Source organism: Kitasatospora azatica KCTC 9699, assembly GCF_000744785.1.
GTDB classification, from domain to species: Bacteria; Actinomycetota; Actinomycetes; order Streptomycetales; family Streptomycetaceae; genus Kitasatospora; species Kitasatospora azatica.
Window position 1 is genome coordinate 1,086,318 of sequence record NZ_JQMO01000002.1, and the last position, 17,404, is coordinate 1,103,721.

Consider the following 17,404-nt stretch of genomic DNA (forward strand, 5'->3'; position numbering starts at 1 on the left):
TCAGGACCGATCCGCCAGCAGCCGGACCGCCTCCTCCCGCATCTCCACCTTCCGCACCTTCCCGGTGACGGTCATCGGGAACGCGTCCACCAGGTGCACGTAGCGCGGGATCTTGTAGTGCGCGAGCCGCCCGGTGCAGTACTCGCGCAGTGTCTCGGCGGTCAGCTCGGGTGCGGCGGGGCGCAGCCGGATCCAGGCCATCAGCTCCTCCCCGTACTTCTCGTCGGGCACCCCGATCACCTGTACGTCCAGCACGTCGGGGTGGCCGAGCAGGAACTCCTCGATCTCGCGCGGGTAGATGTTCTCGCCGCCGCGGATCACCATGTCCTTGATCCGGCCGGTGATGGCGAGGAAGCCGTGCTGGTCCATCACGGCCAGGTCGCCGGTGTGCATCCAGCCCTCGGCGTCGACCGCCTCGGCGGTCTTGGCGGGCTCCTCCCAGTAGCCGAGCATCACCGAGTAGCCCTTGGTGCACAGCTCGCCGGCGGTGCCGCGCGGCACGGTGGCGCCGGTGGCGGGGTCGACGACCTTGACCTCCAGGTGCGGTCCGACCCGCCCGACGGTGTGGATCCGCTGCTCGAAGCTGTCCTCGGTGCGGGTCTGGGTGGAGACCGGGGAGGTCTCGGTCATGCCGTAGCAGATGGACACGTCGCGCATCCCCATCCGCTCGATGACCTGCTTCATCACCTCGGCCGGGCAGGGTGAGCCGGCCATGATGCCGGTGCGCAGCGAGGAGAGGTCGTGGGTGGCGAAGGAGGGGTCGTTGAGCTCGGCGATGAACATGGTCGGGACGCCGTAGAGCGAGGTGCAGCGTTCGGCGGCGACGGCGGTGAGGGTGGCGGCGGGCTCGAAGGAGGGGGCCGGGATGACCACGCAGGCGCCGTGCGAGGTGGCGGCGAGGTTGCCCATCACCATGCCGAAGCAGTGGTAGAAGGGGACGGGCACGCAGATCCGGTCCTGCTCGGTGTACTCGCACAGCTCGGCGACGAAGTAGCCGTTGTTGAGGATGTTGCGGTGCGAGAGGGTGGCGCCCTTGGGGAAGCCGGTGGTGCCCGAGGTGTACTGGATGTTGATCGGATCGTCGGCGCTCAGCCCGTCCCCGATGGCGGCCAGGGCGACCGGGTCGACGGCAGCCTGACCTGCCGTCAGCAGTGCGGACCAGGACTCCTCGCCGATCAGCAGCACGTCCCGCAGTTCTGGACAGCGCGGCTGGGCCTCGGCCAGCATGCCGGCGTAGTCGGAGGTCTTGTACGCGGGCATGGCCACCACGGTGCGGACGCCGGACTGGCGCAGCACGTACTCCAGTTCGTGGGTGCGGTAGCCCGGGTTGATGCTGACCAGGACCGCGCCGATCTGCGCCGTCGCGTACTGCACCAGGAACCACTCCGGGCAGTTCGGCGACCAGATGCCGACCCGGTCGCCGGTGCGCACCCCGAGCGCGAGCAGGCCGTGGGCCAGCACGTCGACGTCGGCGAGCAGCTGACGGTACGTCCAGCGCCGGCCGCTCGGCACGTCGACCAGCGCCTCGCGCTCTCCGAAGGCGGCCACGGCGCGGGCCAGGTTGGCACCGATGGTGTCGGCCAGCAGGGGCGTGTCGGTGGCACCGCGGGCGTGGCTGAGCTGGGCGGCGGCGGGCATCGGGCGGCTCCGTGGCTGGTGAGGGTGGGGACCGGCGCAAGCGAGGCTGCCATACCCACCCGGGTCCGGGCCATACCCCGGAAGCTACTTGAGCAGGCGCGACAACCGCCGGTCCGCCAGCGGCTTGCCGCCGGTCTGGCAGGTCGGGCAGTACTGCAGCGCCGAGTCCGCGAAGGAGACCTCGCGGATCGTGTCCCCGCAGACCGGACAGGCCTGGCCTGCCCGCCCGTGCACCCGCAGCCCGGTCTTCTTCTCCGCCTTCAACTCCCCGGCCGCGAGTCCGCGCGAGCGCTCCACCGCCTCCCGCAGGGTGCTGCCGATCGCCTGGTACAGCGTCTCGGTCTGCTCCTCGGTCAGCCGCGCGGCCAGTTTGAAGGGCGACATCCGGGCCGCGTGCAGGATCTCGTCGGAGTAGGCGTTGCCGATTCCCGCGATCACGCTCTGATCCCGCAGCACCCCTTTGAGCTGCCGCTTCTCCCCGCTCAGCAGGTCGCGCAGCACCGTTTCGGTGAAGCCGGGGTCGAGCGGGTCGGGCCCGAGGCGGGCGATTCCGGGCACCTCGCCGGGGTCGTGCACGCAGTAGACGGCCAGCCGCTTCTGGGTGCCGGCCTCGGTCAGGTCGAAGCCCGTGGTGGTGGGGTCGGCCAGCCGTACGCGCAGGGCCAACGGCCCCTTGCCGGGTCGCGGCGGCTCGGCGGGCAGCTTCTGCTGCCAGCGCAGCCAGCCCGCGCGGGCCAGGTGGGTCACCAGGTGCAGTTCGCCGGCGGTGATCACCAGGAACTTTCCGCGCCGCCCGACGGCCTCGACCGTGCGCCCCTCCAGGGCGGTGAGCGGCGGGTCGTAGGTCTTGAGCACGTTCACCGCGACGGGGTAGACCCGGCCGATCGCACGCGTGACCAAGCGCTCGTTCAGGAACTCGCTCAGCGCTTCGACCTCGGGCAGCTCGGGCACGCCTCCCAGTCTGCCCCGGCGGCCCATGCCACGCCAGGAATCCCGGCGGACCGCGCCAAGCCAGGAATATGGTCGGTCGATAGTGTCGGCATATGGACTATCAGCTCGAACTCCAGCGCGCCGTCGACGCCGCGCGCCCGGTGCTGGCGACCGGCCGGGTGGCCGACTACATCCCGGCGCTCGGCGAAGCCGACCCGACCGCCTTCGGCCTGGCCCTTGCCACCGTGGACGGCGAGCTGTACGGGGCCGGGGACTGGCAGACGCCCTTCTCCATCCAGTCCGTCTCCAAGCTCTTCACCCTCGCGCTGGCACTGGCCACCGGCGAGTCGCTCTGGCACCGGGTCGGGCGCGAGCCGTCCGGCACGCCGTTCAACTCGCTGGTCCAGCTGGAGTCCGAGCAGGGCATCCCGCGCAATCCGTTCATCAACGCCGGCGCCGTGGTGGTCACCGACCGGCTGCTCACCCTGACCGGCGACGCGGGCGGCGCCGTCCGCGAGTTCCTGCGCGCCGAGTCCGGCAACCCGCTGCTCGACACGGACCTCGCCGTCGCCGCCTCCGAGGCCGAGCACGGCCACCGCAACGCGGCCCTGGCGCACTTCATCGCCGGCTACGGCAACCTGGAGAACCCGGTCGAGGCGGTGCTCGGCCACTATTACGCACACTGCGCGATCGCCGCCAGCTGCCGCGACATGGCGCTGGCCGGGCTCTTCCTGGCCCGGCACGGCGTGCGCACCGACGGCAGCCGACTGCTCTCCCGCAGCGAGGCCAAGCGGATCAACGCCGTCCTGCTCACCTGCGGCACCTACGACGCGGCCGGCGACTTCGCCTACCGGGTGGGCCTGCCCGGCAAGAGCGGGGTCGGCGGTGGCATCCTCGCGGTGGTACCCGGCCGCGGCACGCTCTGCGCCTGGGGACCGGCGCTGGACCGGGCGGGCAACTCGGTCGGCGCGGTCGCGGCCCTGGACGCCTTCACCACCGCCACCGGGTGGTCGGTCTTCTGATTCGACATGATCCGACACCGCCTGACGACACCTCAGCGAGCTGCGCCGACTCCGTGCAGGTCACGGCTACGCTGAGCGGGCCCGAGGAACCGGCGGAGCCGCCGCGAACAGAGGAGCCGCCGCCGATGACCCCGACGCCCCGCGAGGCCCTGCAGACCATCCGCCACGAGCTGGCCCCGGCCGAACACGACAACCGGCTGGTCCCGCGGATCGAGCAGGGCCTGGCCCCGCTCCCGGTCCTCGCCGAACTCGCCGCCCAGCAGCACCGGATCATCCGCAGCGACCGCCGCAGCTTCCTGGTGCTGGCCGCTCGCTGCGCCGACACCCCGGCCGGCGGCTACTTCGCCCAGCTGGCCGAAGGCGAGTCCTCGGCTCTCGCCGCGCTCACCGCCTACGCGGACGCCTGCGGCCTGGACGAGGCGGCGCTGCGTGCCCGCGAGCCGCTGGCCGGCTGCCAGGCCTACCCGGGGCAGATGGCCTGGCTGGCGCTGAACGGCGAGCCGACCGCGGTGGTGCTCGCGCTGGCCGCCAACTTCGCCGCCTGGGGCAACTACTGCGCGATCACCGCGCGGGCCCTGCGCCGCCACTACGGCTTCTCGGACGCCGCCTGCGCCTTCTTCGACTTCTTCGCCGAGCCCGCGCCCGAGCTGGACAACGAGGCGGTCGCCGTGCTCGAGGCCGGCGGGCTGGACCAGCCGCGGCTGGCCGAGGGCCGCCAGTACGGGCGGCTGTTGCAGTCCTACGAGCTGATGTTCTGGAACACGCTGGCCGATCTCTCCTCGAGCACCGAACCGGAGACCGACTCGGGCCTCGGTCTGGCCTAGCCACTGCCACTGCCACTGGCACCGGCACCGGCACCGGCACCGGCACCGCAGCCCACGCACTCCCCGCTCTGGTTGGCCGCCACGCGCCGCAAGGAGCAGTCTGGATGTGTCGGCGGGCCATCCCGGCCGGCCCCTGAACCACAGGGAGGACAGATGTCCACCGTCAGCCCGGAGCGCGCCGAGCAGACCGCCGAAGCGGCCAAGGAAGAGGACGAGCGGCTGGAGGGTGTCACCTCCGAGCAGGTGCTGCACGCGCAGGACGAGTCCCGCGCGGAGGGCGAGCCCTACGAGGACCCGGAGTGATCGGATGCACACGCTGGAAGAGCAGATCGAGATCGAGGTCCCGGTCCAGGTGGCCTGGGAGCAACTGCACCGGATCCATGACTACCCGCGGTTCGTGGACGGCGTGATGCACGCCCACGCCCACGGCAATCACCGGGCCCACCTCGACATCGAGGTGGACGGCAAGGAACGCGTCTTCGAGACGACGATCAAGGACCTCGGCGGCAACCAGGTGATGGACTGGCGGACCCTGGACGGTGCGCACCTGCACGGCACCGTGGTGCTGCGCGAGTTGGACACCGGCTCGACCGAGGTGCAGGTCCGGGTCGAGTACGAGCCGGAAGCCGTCCACGACGCCTTCGGCGGCCCGCACGGCTTCGCCCAGTCCGGCGCGATCGAGCGCACCGTGCGCCACGACCTCGAACAGTTCAAGCAGCTGGTCGAGAGCGAGCGCCCGCTCCCGGGCGGCCCCTGACCCGGCCACTGACCCGGCAACGGCAGTCCGACCGAGAACCGATCCGCCCGGCGCGCTCAGCGGCCGGGCGGATCGCCGTGCCCTGCGCCGCCCCGCCCCCGTGCCGAGCCGACCCCGTGCCGGGCCGCCCGCTCGGCTGGCCGGGGGACAGCGGCGGGGAGGCTGCCGGATGTGGCCGACCGGCATGCCTACGCTCACCGGGAGCTGACGCATCGTCAGGATGCCATCGCCGGAAGGGGACTTCATGCCGGTCGACCACACAGAAGAGCAGGCCACCACCGAGCGGACCACCACCGAAGGGACCACCACCGAGCGGAGCCGTTGGTCGGACTCGGGCGGCCAGGACCGCCGAGGCCTGGTCCGCACCCTGCTGGGCGGCACCGCCGCGCTGGCCGGGGCGGCCGCGCTGTCGACGCCCGCCGCCGCCCTGCCGACCCCGCCGGCGGGTTGGCCGCTGGGCGGGCCGACCGACGACCCCTTCGAGGTCGACGCCTTCCAGTCCAACGGCCGGGTCCGCGAGTACTGGATCCAGGCCGACTCCTTCGAGCACAACGCGGTGGCCAGCGGCCACGACCCGATGTCCGGCAAACGCTTCACCCCCGCCCAGACCACCTTCTGGGCGATCGGCTTCCGCGCCTACACCCCCGGCTGGGGCCAGCCGCTCGACGCCGACCTGGGGCCCAGCGGCATCGGCGCCAACAGCGGCATCCCCGGACCGGTGCTGCGGGCCGAGGTCGGCGACGAGCTCCGGGTGCACTTCCGCAACAACGACGAGCACTACAAGTGGCCGCACAGCATGCACCCGCACGGTGTGCGCTACAGCCCCGAGCACGACGGCGGCTGGCTCGCCGAGGACCCGCAGGCGCCGGGGACTGCCGTCCCGTACGGCGCCGACTACACCTACAGCTGGTTCTGCACGCCGGGCTCGGTGGGCACCTGGCCCTACCACGACCACTCGATGCCCCAGACGGTCCCGGCGCCGAAGGGTGCCACCCCGCAGAGCGCCGACCCGCACGCTTCCGCGACGGACGGCCCTGCGGCGGCGGCCGAGCCGGTGATGGAGATCGGTGCCGAGCTCGGCCTGCTGGGCGTGCTCGCGATCACCGACCAACGGACGGCTCCGGTGGACCGCGAATGCGTCGTCGTCCTGCACGACGTCTACCGGACCGACATCCCGTCAATGGCGATGTCGCTGAACCTGCTCAACGGCGGCGCCTACCTGGACAACACCCCCACCTTCACCGCGAAGGTCGGGGACCGGGTGCGCTGGCGGGTCGTCTCGCTGGGCAACGAGCTCCACGTCTTCCACCTGCACGGACACCGCTGGCGCAGCCGGCTGGCCCACGGCGCGGTGGACTCGGAGCTGATCGGGCCGGCCACCACGCTGACCATCGAGTACACCGAGGACAACCCCGGCGACTGGATCTACCACTGCCATGCCACCCACCATCTGATGGGCGGCATGGCAGGCCGCTACCGGGTCAGCCCCTGAGGCTCCTGAGGCTCCTGAGGCTGAGGCAGCAGAATCCCCGGGCCGCCGTCAGAGGCTGAGCATCCGGCCCAGCACGCCGGCCAGCACCGGCTCCGGCTCGGCCACCGAGCCCCGCGACTGCCAGGCCACGAACCCGTCCGGACGCACCAGCACCGCGCCGGACGGGTCCACGCCGTGCAGGCCGGCCCAGTCGGCATCGCCGTCGACGAGCAGGTCCTGGCCCACCCGCAGGCAGCTGACCGGCACGCCGAGCCGCTCGGCGACCCGCTCGCCGGCCGCCTGCCAGGCCCCGTCCTCGGGGCCGCTGAGCAGTACCGGGGTCTGCTCGTAGAGGTCCAGGGTGGAGACCCGGGTGCCCGCCCTGCTCAGCCACAGGTGCGGCGCGCGACCGCCGGGCGTGGCGACCGGGCGGAACTCCATCGGCACCGCGCTGTCCAGCGAGCCGGGATCCGCGCCCGGCACCGCGCTGGAGGCGTACCGGTAGCCCAGCACCACGGCCATCATCCCGGCCTGCCGCCCGACCCCCGGCGCGACGTCGTAGCCCGGGTGCTGGTGCTCGGCGGAGCGGGCCGAGGCGCGGGCGCTGGTGGCGAGCGCGACCGGGCGCCGCTCCGCGTCGTAGCTGTCCAGCAGTCCGGGGCCGGCCCAGCCGCGCAGCACCGCCGCGAGCTTCCAGGCCAGGTTGTGCGCGTCCTGGATCCCGGTGTTGGAGCCGAAGGCGCCGGTCGGGGACATCTCGTGGGCCGCGTCCCCGACCAGGAAGACCCGGCCGTGGGCGTACCGCTCGGCCACCCGCTCGGCGGCGTGCCAGGGCGCCTTTCCGGTGACCTCGACCGCCAGGTCCGGCACGCCGGTCGCGGTCCGGATCAGCTGGGCGCACCGCTCGTCGGTGAAGTCCTCCAGCGTCTCACCGCGGTCGGGGTGCCAGGGCGCGTGGAAGACCCAGTCCCGCTCGTTGTCGACCGGCAGCAGGGCGCCGGCGCCCTGGGGGTTGGTCAGGTAGCAGACGATGAAGCGCCGGTCGCCCACCACCTCGGCCAGCTGCTCGGCCCGGAAGGTGATGCTGACGTTGTGGAACAGGTCGCCCGCGCCGGTGTGCCCGATGCCGAGCGCCTCCCGCACGGGGCTGCGCGGGCCGTCGGCCGCGACCAGGTAGTCGGCCCTGACGGTGCGGGTCCGCCCGGTCTCGCGCGTTCGCAGGACCGCCGTGACCCCCTGCTCGTCCTGTTCGAACGAGACCAGTTCGGTGCCGAAGCACAGCTCGCCGCCGAGTTCGCGGGCGCTGCTCAGCAGCACCGGCTCCAGGTCGTTCTGGCTGCACAGGCACCAGCCGGACGGGCTGAGCCGGGCCAGCCCGCCGCCCGGGTCGATCTGCCGGAACAGCCACTCCTGGTCCTCGCCGGTCAGCGATCCGGCCTGCAGGATGCCGTGGTTGTCGGCGAGCACCGAGGCGGCCTCGCGGATCAGCTGCTCCACGCCGGCGGTCCGGTAGAGCTCCATGGTGCGCACGTTGTTGCCACGTCCGCGCGGGTGGTGCGAGGTCCGCGGGTGCCGTTCCACCAGCAGGTGCTCGACGCCGAGCCTCCCGAGGAAGAGCGAGGCGGACAGCCCCACCAGCGAGCCGCCCACGATCAGCACCGACACGTGTTGGTCGATTTTCGATGACATAGGACGGCTATTCCCGTGCGGACTCCAGTCGGGTGCCCGCCGGCCGGATCTTCACCCGGCTGACTCACGCACCGCGCACACCGCCTCGCGGCGCGTGAGCATCGGACGTATGCGATTCGGGGGGCCGTCAATCGCCTAGACCGTGGAGAGGAACGAGTGCCGTGACGATCGCGTCCGACCGACCGCAGGCCACCCCCACCGAGCCGCCGCGCCTGCGCGTCGTCCTGCTGCTGGACGTCCACGACGGCCATGAGCAGGACTTTCTCGCTGCCTACGAGCAGATCCGCCACCAGGTGGCGGACGTCCCCGGGCACATCAGCGACCAGCTGTGCCAGTCACTCGGCAATGCCGCCCAGTGGCTGATCACCAGCGAGTGGGAGAGCGCCGAGCCGTTCCTGCGCTGGGTGGACAGCGCCGCCCACCGCAAGATGGTGGAACCGCTGCACAACTGCGTCCGCGACACCCGCTCGCTGCGGTTCGTGATCGCCCGGGAGACGCCCGAGCAGGGGCAGGTCCCGCGCCGGCCGAGCGGGCTCGGAGCCCGGCCGCAGCTGCAGAGCACCGACCCGGTGCCCGCGCCGCCGCTGAGCGCCGGCGGCGTCGTGCACCACGCGATCACCTTCACGGTGAAGCCGGGCAGCGAGCAGGCCGTCGCGAAGATCCTCGCCGACTACCAGTCGCCCCGGGCGCAGGTCGACGCCACCACCCGGCTCTGCCGCACCTCGCTGTACATGCAGGGCAACCGGGTGGTGCGGGCCGTCGAGGTCCAGGGCGACCTGGCGAACGCGCTGCGGCACGTCGCCGCCCAGCCCGAGGTGCGGGCCGTCGAGGAGGCGGTCAACCCGTACCTGGAGGAGGAGCGCGACCTCACCGATCCGACCTCGGCGCGGGCCTTCTTCGCCCGGGCGGCACTGCCCGCCGTGCAGCACTTCGCCACCGAGAAGACCACCGAGGACGCCGCCACCCCGGACGGCACCACCCGGTACGCCTTCTGCTACCCGGTGCGCCAGGGCTGCGGCGAGGCGGTGGCGATCCTGCTGGCCGAGCAGGACGCCCTGGCGGCCGCGGCCGACGGCCATCCGCTGGCGAGCAGCACGATGTTCCTGCGCGACGGACTGCTGGTGCGGCTGGTCGACCTGCGGGTGCCCTGGCAGCAGGCCCCGGCGGCCGCGGCCGGCATCGCGCCCGGTGAGGAGTCCTGGGCGCTGCGCCAGTTCCTGCAGCCGGGCCCGGGCGCGGACCTGACGACCACGCCCGGCATCGCGCGCTTCCTGGAGGACTGCGCGATGGAGCTGGTCACCGACCGCCAGGCCCAGGACCTCTGAACCCGCATCCTCCCTCCGCCGCAGAACGAGCAAGCCCTGCAGAACGAGCAGGCCCCGCAGAAAGAGCGAGCCATGACCACTCAGTCCGTCCGCATCGTCCCTCTCGACGCGACCACGCCCAACCGCAAGCGCGGCGGCGACCTGCGCGCCATGCTCACCCCGACCTCCGTGGGGTCCACCAGCGGCTTCATGGGCGTCGCCCTGATCGAGCCCGGTGAGCAGATCAACGAGCACTACCACCCGTACTCCGAGGAGTTCGTCTTCGTCGTCAGCGGCGAGCTGGAGGTGGACCTGGACGGGGTCACCCACGAACTGCGGCCCGACCACGGGCTGATGATCCCCCGTGAGATGCGCCACCGGTTCCGCAACGTGGGCACCGCCGAGGCCCGGATGGTCTTCCACCTCGGTCCGCTGGCACCCCGCCCGGAGCTGGGGCACGTGGACACGGAGGAAGTGGCGTGACCGAGCGGGGCAGCGCCGAGCGCCGGGTGGCCGTCACCGGGCTGGGCGTGGTCGCCCCGGGCGGCATCGGCGTCCCGGCCTTCTGGGAGCTGCTCACCGCCGGGCGGACCGCGACCCGGGGGATCACCCTCTTCGATCCCGCCGGCTTCCGTTCCCGGATCGCCGCCGAGTGCGACTTCGACGCGCTGGCCTGCGGCCTGGACCCGGACCGGGCCGCGCGGGCCGACCGCTATGTGCAGTTCGCCCTGGCGGCGTCCGGCGAGGCGGTCCGCGACTCGGGTCTCGAGATCGCCACGATGGACCCCTGGCGGGTCGGCGTGTCGCTGGGCTCGGCCGTGGGCGGCACCACCCGGCTGGAGCACGACTACGTGGCGGTCAGCGCCGGCGGGTCCCGCTGGGACGTCGAGTCGCAGCCCGCCGGGCCGCACCTGCACCGGGCGTTCTCGCCCAGCGCGCTGGCCTCCGAGGTGGCCGAGCAGGTCGGGGCGCAGGGTCCGGTGCAGACCGTCTCGACCGGCTGCACCTCGGGGCTCGACGCCGTCGGCCATGCCTTCCACCTGATCGAGGAGGGCCGGGCCGACGTGATCGTGGCCGGCGCCTCCGACTCGCCGATCTCCCCGATCACGGTGGCCTGCTTCGACGCCATCAAGGCGACCTCGACCCGCAACGACGACCCGGCCCACGCTTCCCGTCCCTTCGACGCCGCCCGCGACGGCTTCGTGCTGGGCGAGGGCTCCGCGGTCCTGGTGCTGGAGGAGCTGACGCACGCGCAGGCGCGCGGCGCCCGGATCTACTGCGAGATCCGCGGCTTCGCCACCTTCGGCAACGCCTACCACATGACCGGGCTGACCACCGAGGGCCGCGAGATGTCCGAGGCGATCGACCGCGCTCTGGCGCAGGCCCGGATCGACCCGAGCGACATCGACTACGTGAACGCGCACGGCTCGGGCACCAAGCAGAACGACCGGCACGAGACGGCTGCCGTGAAGCGCTCGCTGGGCGCGCACGCGTACGCCGTCCCGATGAGTTCGATCAAGTCGATGGTCGGCCACTCGCTGGGCGCGATCGGTGCGATCGAGCTGGCCGCCTGCGCGCTGGCGCTGGCCCACGGCGTGGTGCCACCGACCGCGAACTACCAGACCCCGGACCCGGAGTGCGATCTGGACTACGTGCCCAGGACCGCGCGCGAGGCCAAGCTGCGCACGGTGCTCTCGGTCGGCAGCGGCTTCGGCGGCTTCCAGTCCGCGGTGGTACTGGCCCGAACTGACGGGAGGACGCAGTGAGTCGGCGCAGGATCGAACGAGCGGGCCGGCGGGCGGTGGTGACCGGCCTCGGCGTGATCGCGCCGAACGGCATCGGCGCCACCGCCTTCTGGAAGGCGGTGCAGCAGGGCGGTTCGGCCCTCGGCCCGGTCACCCGGGAGGGCTGCACCGAGCTGCCGCTGCGGGTGGCCGGCGAGGTGCGCGGCTTCGAGGCGGCCGAGCTGATCGAGGACCGCTTCCTGGTGCAGACCGACCGGTTCACCCACTTCGCCATGGCCGCCGCCGAACTCGCCCTGGCGGACGCCCAGGTGGATGCCGGGCAGCAACAGCCGTTCGGCGTCGGCGTGGTGACCGCGGCCGGCTCCGGCGGCGGCGAGTTCGGCCAGGGCGAGCTGCAGCAACTCTGGGGTCGCGGACCGCACTTCGTCGGCCCGTACCAGTCGATCGCCTGGTTCTACGCGGCCAGCACGGGTCAGATCTCGATCCGCGGCGGCTTCCGCGGGCCGTGCGGGGTGCTGGCCAATGACGAGGCCGGCGGCCTGGACGTCTTCGCCCAGGCCTGCCGGAGCATCCGGCGCGGCACCGACGTGGTCGTCGCGGGCGCCACCGAGGCGCCGCTGGCGCCCTACTCCGTGGTCTGCCAGCTCGGCTACCCGGAGCTCAGCCTGGCCGCCGACCCGCACCGGGCCTACCTGCCGTTCACCGACGAGGCATGCGGCTTCGTGCCCGCCGAGGGCGGCGCGATGTTCGTGGTGGAGGAGGAGGACGCGGCCCGCCGCCGCGGCGCCTGGGTCCGGGCCGTGGTCGCCGGCCACGCGGCCACCTTCACCGGTACCTCCGGCTGGGAGAAGTCCCGCCAGGGGCTGGCCCGGGCGATCCGCGGCGCCCTGGACGAGGCCCAGTGCCCGCCCGGCGAGGTCGACGTGGTCTTCGCGGACGCGCTGGGCGTGCCGGCCGCCGACCAGGCCGAGGTGCTGGCGATCGCCGACGCCCTGGGCCCGCATGCCGCCGACGTCCCGGTGACCGCCCCCAAGACCGGCTTCGGCCGCGCCTACTCGGCCGCCTCGGCGCTGGACGTGGCCGCCGCGATGCTCGCGCTGGAGCACGGCGTGGTGCCCCCCACGCCGAACGTCACCGAAGTCCAGCACGGACTGAACCTGGTCACCGGCCGGGCCCACCGGGCACCGCTGCGCACCGCACTGGTGCTCAGCCGCGGCCTGATGGGCTGCAACTCGGCGCTGGTCCTGCGCCGGGCCGGCGACGACCGACCGTAACCACCCGCCCAACCGAAGGAGATCCGCCATGAACGGTCCTGTGACCATCGAAGAGCTCGCCCTGCTGATGAAGTCCCGAGCCGGCCTGACCGTCGACCCGGAGCAGCTCGCAGCCCGGCCCGACGACCCCTTCGAGCTCTACAACCTGGACTCGCTCGGTCTGCTCGGCATCGTCTCCGAGCTGGAGAACCGCTACGGCCGGTCGATCGACAACGAGCCGGAGCGCTGCAAGACCCCCACCGAGTTCCTGACCCAGGTCAACGAACAACTCAACGCTGGAGCCTGAGATGACCGGACACACCGACAACACGATCCTGATCGCCGCCCCGCTCGACCTGACCTGGGACCTCACCAACGACCTGGAGCGCTGGCCGGAACTGTTCAGCGAGTACGCCACCGTCGACATCATCGAGCGGCAGGGCGACAAGACCACCTTCCGGCTGACCATGCACCCGGACGACGAGGGCCGGGTGTGGAGCTGGGTCTCCGAGCGGGAGGCCGACCGGACCGCCGGCACGGTGCGGGCCCGCCGGGTGGAGACCGGCCCGTTCGAGCACATGGACATCTTCTGGGAGTACCGGGAGGTGGACGGCGGGACTTCGATGCGCTGGGTGCAGGACTTCGCGATGAAGCCCACCGCCCCGGTCGACGACGCCGGGATGACCGAGCACATCAACCGCAACTCCAAGATCCAGATGGCGCTGATCCGCGACAAGGTCGAGCAGCACGCCCGCGAGAGCGCTCGTTGAGCCCGAAGGGACGCCCCTGATGCACCGCTCGTTGATCGTCGCCCGGATGCGACCCGACTCGGCCGCGCGGATCGCCGAGACCTTCGCCGACTCCGACCGCGGTGAACTGCCCGGTCTGGTCGGGGTCACCGGTCGCAGCCTCTTCCAGTTCGGCGACCTCTACCTGCACCTGATCGAGGCCGACCGGCCGCCCGGCCCGGCGGTCGCCAAGCTGACCGAGCATCCGGAGTTCCGCGACGTCAGCGCCCGGCTCGCGGCCTACGTCAGCGCCTACGACCCGCAGACCTGGCGGGAGCCGAAGGACGCCATGGCCCACGAGTTCTACCGTTGGGAACGGGACTGACATGACCGACACCACGCGGGAGTCCGCTGCTTCGCCGACCGCGTGGGTCCGGTGCGAGGGCTGCGTCACGCTCGTCTACGGCAAGCGGTTCAGCCGTGCGCTGCTGGTCTGCCCCGACTGCGGGTCGCACGCCAGACTCACCGCGCAGCAGCGGCTGGACCAACTGCTGGACGAGGGCTCGGCGCAGCCGCTCGACCAGGTCGACTGTGTGGCCGACCCGCTCGGCTTCGTCGACCTGCGGCCCTACCCCGAGCGGCTGGCGGAGGCTCGGGCCAGCACCGGACTGGCCGAGGCGGTGCTCTGCGTCCGGGGGCTGATCGAGGGTCAGCCGGTGATCGCCTGCGCGATGGACTTCCGGTTCCTCGGCGGCAGCCTCGGTTGCGCGGTCGGCGCGCAGATCGCCGAGGCGGCCCGGACCAGCCTGCGGCTGCGGATCCCGCTGCTGCTGATCACCGCCTCGGGCGGGGCCCGGATGCAGGAGGGCGTGCTCTCCCTGATGCAGATGGCGAAGACCGCGCACGCGCTGGCCGAGCTGGACGAGGCCGGCGTGCTGGTGCTCTCGCTGATCACCGACCCGACCTACGGGGGCGTGGCCGCCTCCTTCGCGACGCTCGCCGATGTGATCATCGCCGAACCCGGGGCCAGGCTGGGCTTCGCCGGCCCGCGGGTGATCGAGCAGACCATCGGCGGGAGCCTGCCGCCCGGCTTCCAGCAGGCCGAGTTCCTGCGCGGGCACGGGCTGATCGACGACGTGGTGCAGCGGGGTGCGCTGCGGCCGGTGCTCGGCCAACTGCTGAGCCTGCAGCATCCGGGCGCCCGCCCGGCCGCCCCCGCCACCTCAGCCACCTCGGCCACCTCGGCCACCCCGGCCACGCAGCCGCACGAGCCTGCCGAGCAGTTGCCGAAGCCGGATGCCTGGGCGACCGTCCAACTGGCCCGGCACCCCGAGCGGCCCACCACCCTCGACTACGCCGCCCACCTGCTGGACGGCTTCCACGAGCTGCACGGCGACCGGATCGCCGAGGACTGCCCGGCCGTGGTGGGCGGCCCGGGGTGGCTGAACGGGCGGCCGGTGATGCTGATCGGGCATCAGAAGGGCGGCACCGAACTGACCGAGCGTCAGCACCGCAAGTTCGGCATGCCGAGCCCCGGCGGCTACCGCAAGGCGGCCCGGCTGATGCGGCTGGCCGCCAAGCTCGGCCTGCCGGTGGTGACGCTGATCGACACCCCGGGCGCCAACCCGGGCCCGGACGCCGAACGGGGCGGCCAGGCGGTCGCCATCGCGGAGAACCTGCGGCTGATGGCCCGGCTGCCGGTGCCGATCGTCGCCGTGATCACCGGCGAGGGCGGCAGCGGCGGGGCGCTGGCGCTGGCGGTCGCCGACCGGGTGCTGGTCTGCGCCAACGCCGTCTATTCGGTGATCAGTCCCGAGGGCTGCGCGGCCATCCTCTGGAAGGACAGCGAGGCGGCACCGACTGCCGCCGCCGCTCTGCGCGTCGACGCCGAAGAACTGCTCCGGCTCAGTATCGTCGACGGTGTCGTACCCGAACCGCCGGGTGGTGCGCACACGGATCACTCGCAGGCCGCCGCCCTGCTGGGCGATGCCGTGACCGCCGCGCTGGCGGAGCTTCAGTCGTGGGAACCGCAGCGGCTGCTGCGGGAGCGCGGCGGCCGCTTCCATCGCTTCGGTCTCGGAACCGCCCCGAGCGCTGGACAGGGAGTTTCGTGAAGTCGGAACACGAGCAGTCGGACCACCGGATGAACGGCGGTCCGGACGGTCAACTGAACAGGCGTCAGCCGGACGGCCCGGACGGCACGCTGGCGGCGCTCTGCCGCAGCGTGGCCCAGCTGACCGCTGCGGCGCCCACGCCGCCGCAGCGGATCCGACTGCAGTCGGGACAGACCGTCGTCGAGATCGAGTGGCCCGAACCGGTGGGCGCCGACCCGACGCCCGGACCGGTCCCGCCCGCAGCGGCGGCAGAGCCCGCACCGGCCGCCGAGGACGAGCTGACCTACGTCAAGGCCCCGATGGTGGGCACGTTCTACCACGCCGGCTCGCCGGACGCGCCGCCCTTCGTCAAGGTCGGCGACCTGGTCACGGCCGGCCAGCCGGTCGGTGTCCTCGAGGCGATGAAGATGATGAACACCATCGAGGCGCAGGCCGACGGGCGGGTGGTCGAGCTGCTCGCACCGAACGCGCAGCCGGTGGAGTTCGATCAGCGCCTGATCGCGCTGGAGCCCACGGCCGGGACCAAGTAGGGGCCGGTCGCGATGAACGCACCGTTCTCAACCGTCCTGATCGCCAATCGGGGCGAGATCGCCCTGCGGGTGGCCCGCGCCTGTCGCGAACTCGGCATCCGCACCGTGGCGGTGTACTCCAGCGCCGACCGCGACTCGGCCGTGGTCCGGTTCGCGGACCGCAGCGTCCACATCGGTCCGGCTCCCGCCCGCGGCAGCTACCTCAACATGCCCGCGATCGTCGAGGCGGCCCAGCAGACCGGCGCACAGGCGATCCACCCCGGCTACGGGTTCCTCTCCGAGGACCCGGACTTCGCGGAGATCTGCGAGGCGCACGGCCTGGTCTTCATCGGCCCGCCCGCGCAGGTGATGCAGCAGCTCGGCGACAAGGCCGCGGCCCGGACCCTGATGGCCGAGGCCGGGCTGCCGGTGCTGCCCGGCAGCACCGGCGCGCTGAACTCCCCCGCCGAGGCCGAGGCGCTCGCCCAGCAGGTCGGCTTCCCGGTGATCCTCAAGGCGGTGGCCGGTGGCGGCGGCCGGGGCATGGCCGTGGTCCGCGCCGCCGGCGACCTGCGGTTGGCCTACCACCAGACCCGGGCCCACGCCCGCGCGGTCTTCGGCGACGAGCGGCTCTACCTCGAACGCTTCGTCGAGGACGCCCGGCACATCGAGGTGCAGGTGCTCTGCGACCGGCACGGCGCGGTCGTCCACCTGGGCGAGCGGGACTGCTCGGTGCAGCGCCGGCACCAGAAGCTCGTCGAGGAGTCGCCGGCGCCGAACCTGCCGCCCGAGCTGCGCGAGGCGATCTGCGCGGCCGCGGTGCGGGGCGCCGCGGCGGTGGGCTTCGTCGGCGCCGGGACCTTCGAGTTCGTGCTGACCCCGACCGGCGAGTTCTACCTGATGGAGATCAACTGCCGGCTCCAGGTGGAACATCCGGTCACCGAGCTGGTCACCGGGGTCGACATCGTCCGGGAGCAGATCACCGTCGCCGCCGGCCGGCCGCTCTCGATTCGCCAGGCCGACGTGCTGCCGCGCGGGGTGGCGCTGGAGTGCCGGGTCAACGCCGAGGCTCCGGAGCGGGACTTCGCGCCGGCACCGGGGCTGCTGACCGAGTTCGTGCCGCCCGGCGGGCCGTTCGTCCGGGTGGACACCCACGCCTTCACGGGCTGGCGGATCGGCCCCGACTACGACTCACTGCTCGCCAAGGTCGCGGTGTGGGCGCCGGACCGCGAGCAGGCGATCGCCCGGATGCGGCGCGCGCTGGGCGAGTTCCGGGTCGACGGGCCCGGCGTGTCCACCACGCTGGGCTTCCTGGGCGAGACCCTCGACCATCCGCTCTTCCAGGCCGGCCGCCACACCACCGGCCTGGTCGCGAGGATGCGCGAGCCCGCACCGGTGGCGCAACTCAGCGATTGAGCCG

Annotated in this window: 18 protein-coding genes; 15 read left to right on the plus strand and 3 right to left on the minus strand. The window is 72.8% G+C overall.

Annotation, left to right across the window (positions count from 1 at the left end; translation table 11 throughout):
* On the minus strand, positions 1-1,638 hold the full coding sequence (locus BR98_RS05100; RefSeq protein WP_035840521.1) for an AMP-binding protein: 1,638 nt from the start codon (positions 1,636-1,638) through the stop codon (positions 1-3).
* A gap of 84 nt (positions 1,639-1,722) precedes the next feature.
* Positions 1,723-2,589: an Fpg/Nei family DNA glycosylase gene (locus BR98_RS05105; protein WP_035840523.1), complete on the minus strand. Its 867-nt coding sequence runs from the start codon at positions 2,587-2,589 to the stop codon at positions 1,723-1,725.
* A 92-nt stretch (positions 2,590-2,681) separates the two neighbouring features.
* Here BR98_RS05105 and BR98_RS05110 point away from each other — a divergent pair, with 92 nt between their 5' ends.
* The 5 genes from BR98_RS05110 (at position 2,682) to BR98_RS05125 (ending at position 6,663) form a co-directional block, all read left to right on the plus strand.
* Positions 2,682-3,590, plus strand: coding sequence for a glutaminase (locus tag BR98_RS05110; RefSeq protein WP_035840526.1), 909 nt, complete (start codon positions 2,682-2,684; stop codon positions 3,588-3,590).
* A 125-nt stretch (positions 3,591-3,715) separates the two neighbouring features.
* Positions 3,716-4,414, plus strand: a complete 699-nt coding sequence (locus BR98_RS05115; RefSeq protein ID WP_198042127.1) for a thiaminase II/PqqC family protein — start codon at positions 3,716-3,718, stop codon at positions 4,412-4,414.
* Between the two features lie 153 nt (positions 4,415-4,567).
* Positions 4,568-4,717: a hypothetical protein gene (locus BR98_RS38990; RefSeq protein WP_157537405.1), complete on the plus strand. Its 150-nt coding sequence runs from the start codon at positions 4,568-4,570 to the stop codon at positions 4,715-4,717.
* 4 nt (positions 4,718-4,721) lie between these two features.
* Entirely contained in the window at positions 4,722-5,171 is a 450-nt protein-coding gene (locus tag BR98_RS05120; RefSeq protein WP_035840538.1) for an SRPBCC family protein, read from the plus strand.
* A gap of 244 nt (positions 5,172-5,415) precedes the next feature.
* On the plus strand, positions 5,416-6,663 hold the full coding sequence (locus BR98_RS05125; protein WP_035840540.1) for a multicopper oxidase domain-containing protein: 1,248 nt from the start codon (positions 5,416-5,418) through the stop codon (positions 6,661-6,663).
* Between the two features lie 48 nt (positions 6,664-6,711).
* On the opposite strand, the gene BR98_RS05130 is transcribed toward BR98_RS05125, so the two are convergent.
* On the minus strand, positions 6,712-8,331 hold the full coding sequence (locus BR98_RS05130; protein ID WP_035840543.1) for an FAD-dependent oxidoreductase: 1,620 nt from the start codon (positions 8,329-8,331) through the stop codon (positions 6,712-6,714).
* Between the two features lie 161 nt (positions 8,332-8,492).
* Between BR98_RS05130 and BR98_RS05135 the strand changes: the two genes are divergently transcribed.
* The 10 genes from BR98_RS05135 (at position 8,493) to BR98_RS05180 (ending at position 17,400) form a co-directional block, all read left to right on the plus strand.
* A complete protein-coding gene (locus BR98_RS05135; RefSeq protein WP_035840547.1) occupies positions 8,493-9,656 on the plus strand; it encodes a SchA/CurD-like domain-containing protein in 1,164 nt (387 codons plus the stop codon).
* A 72-nt stretch (positions 9,657-9,728) separates the two neighbouring features.
* Complete coding sequence (locus BR98_RS05140; RefSeq protein ID WP_035840550.1) at positions 9,729-10,118, plus strand: cupin domain-containing protein; 390 nt, start codon at positions 9,729-9,731, stop codon at positions 10,116-10,118.
* Positions 10,115-11,401, plus strand: coding sequence for a beta-ketoacyl-[acyl-carrier-protein] synthase family protein (locus tag BR98_RS05145; protein WP_035840552.1), 1,287 nt, complete (start codon positions 10,115-10,117; stop codon positions 11,399-11,401). Before BR98_RS05140 ends, BR98_RS05145 begins: the two co-directional genes overlap by 4 nt.
* Positions 11,398-12,654: a beta-ketoacyl synthase N-terminal-like domain-containing protein gene (locus BR98_RS05150; protein WP_232247247.1), complete on the plus strand. Its 1,257-nt coding sequence runs from the start codon at positions 11,398-11,400 to the stop codon at positions 12,652-12,654. The genes BR98_RS05145 and BR98_RS05150 overlap by 4 nt, the downstream gene beginning before the upstream one ends.
* A gap of 28 nt (positions 12,655-12,682) precedes the next feature.
* On the plus strand, positions 12,683-12,940 hold the full coding sequence (locus BR98_RS05155) for an acyl carrier protein (RefSeq protein ID WP_035840555.1): 258 nt from the start codon (positions 12,683-12,685) through the stop codon (positions 12,938-12,940).
* 1 nt (position 12,941) lies between these two features.
* The gene (locus tag BR98_RS05160) at positions 12,942-13,403 is read left to right on the plus strand and encodes an SRPBCC family protein (protein WP_035840556.1); all 462 of its coding nucleotides are present in this window, start codon (positions 12,942-12,944) and stop codon (positions 13,401-13,403) included.
* Positions 13,404-13,422: 19 nt separating this feature from the next.
* On the plus strand, positions 13,423-13,746 hold the full coding sequence (locus tag BR98_RS05165; RefSeq protein ID WP_035840558.1) for a TcmI family type II polyketide cyclase: 324 nt from the start codon (positions 13,423-13,425) through the stop codon (positions 13,744-13,746).
* A 1-nt stretch (position 13,747) separates the two neighbouring features.
* Positions 13,748-15,475: an acetyl-CoA carboxylase carboxyl transferase subunit gene (locus BR98_RS05170; RefSeq protein ID WP_051969323.1), complete on the plus strand. Its 1,728-nt coding sequence runs from the start codon at positions 13,748-13,750 to the stop codon at positions 15,473-15,475.
* On the plus strand, positions 15,472-16,005 hold the full coding sequence (accB, locus tag BR98_RS05175) for an acetyl-CoA carboxylase biotin carboxyl carrier protein (protein ID WP_232247248.1): 534 nt from the start codon (positions 15,472-15,474) through the stop codon (positions 16,003-16,005). Before BR98_RS05170 ends, accB begins: the two co-directional genes overlap by 4 nt.
* Positions 16,006-16,017: 12 nt before the next feature.
* Positions 16,018-17,400 carry an acetyl-CoA carboxylase biotin carboxylase subunit gene (locus BR98_RS05180; RefSeq protein ID WP_035840561.1) on the plus strand — a complete coding sequence of 461 codons (1,383 nt, stop codon included), beginning with the start codon at positions 16,018-16,020 and terminating at the stop codon, positions 17,398-17,400.
* Positions 17,401-17,404: the final 4 nt, after the last annotated feature.

Excerpts from the sequence above, each read along its gene's own strand:
- BR98_RS05100 (WP_035840521.1), bottom strand. The coding sequence starts at position 1,638 with ATGCCCGCCGCCGCCCAGCTCAGCCACGCCCGCGGTGCCACCGACACG.
- BR98_RS05110 (WP_035840526.1), top strand. The coding sequence starts at position 2,682 with ATGGACTATCAGCTCGAACTCCAGCGCGCCGTCGACGCCGCGCGCCCG.
- BR98_RS05115 (WP_198042127.1), top strand. The coding sequence starts at position 3,716 with ATGACCCCGACGCCCCGCGAGGCCCTGCAGACCATCCGCCACGAGCTG.
- BR98_RS38990 (WP_157537405.1), top strand. The coding sequence starts at position 4,568 with ATGTCCACCGTCAGCCCGGAGCGCGCCGAGCAGACCGCCGAAGCGGCC.
- BR98_RS05120 (WP_035840538.1), top strand. The coding sequence starts at position 4,722 with ATGCACACGCTGGAAGAGCAGATCGAGATCGAGGTCCCGGTCCAGGTG.
- BR98_RS05125 (WP_035840540.1), top strand. The coding sequence starts at position 5,416 with ATGCCGGTCGACCACACAGAAGAGCAGGCCACCACCGAGCGGACCACC.
- BR98_RS05130 (WP_035840543.1), bottom strand. The coding sequence starts at position 8,331 with ATGTCATCGAAAATCGACCAACACGTGTCGGTGCTGATCGTGGGCGGC.
- BR98_RS05140 (WP_035840550.1), top strand. The coding sequence starts at position 9,729 with ATGACCACTCAGTCCGTCCGCATCGTCCCTCTCGACGCGACCACGCCC.
- BR98_RS05155 (WP_035840555.1), top strand. The coding sequence starts at position 12,683 with ATGAACGGTCCTGTGACCATCGAAGAGCTCGCCCTGCTGATGAAGTCC.
- BR98_RS05160 (WP_035840556.1), top strand. The coding sequence starts at position 12,942 with ATGACCGGACACACCGACAACACGATCCTGATCGCCGCCCCGCTCGAC.
- BR98_RS05165 (WP_035840558.1), top strand. The coding sequence starts at position 13,423 with ATGCACCGCTCGTTGATCGTCGCCCGGATGCGACCCGACTCGGCCGCG.
- BR98_RS05170 (WP_051969323.1), top strand. The coding sequence starts at position 13,748 with ATGACCGACACCACGCGGGAGTCCGCTGCTTCGCCGACCGCGTGGGTC.
- BR98_RS05180 (WP_035840561.1), top strand. The coding sequence starts at position 16,018 with ATGAACGCACCGTTCTCAACCGTCCTGATCGCCAATCGGGGCGAGATC.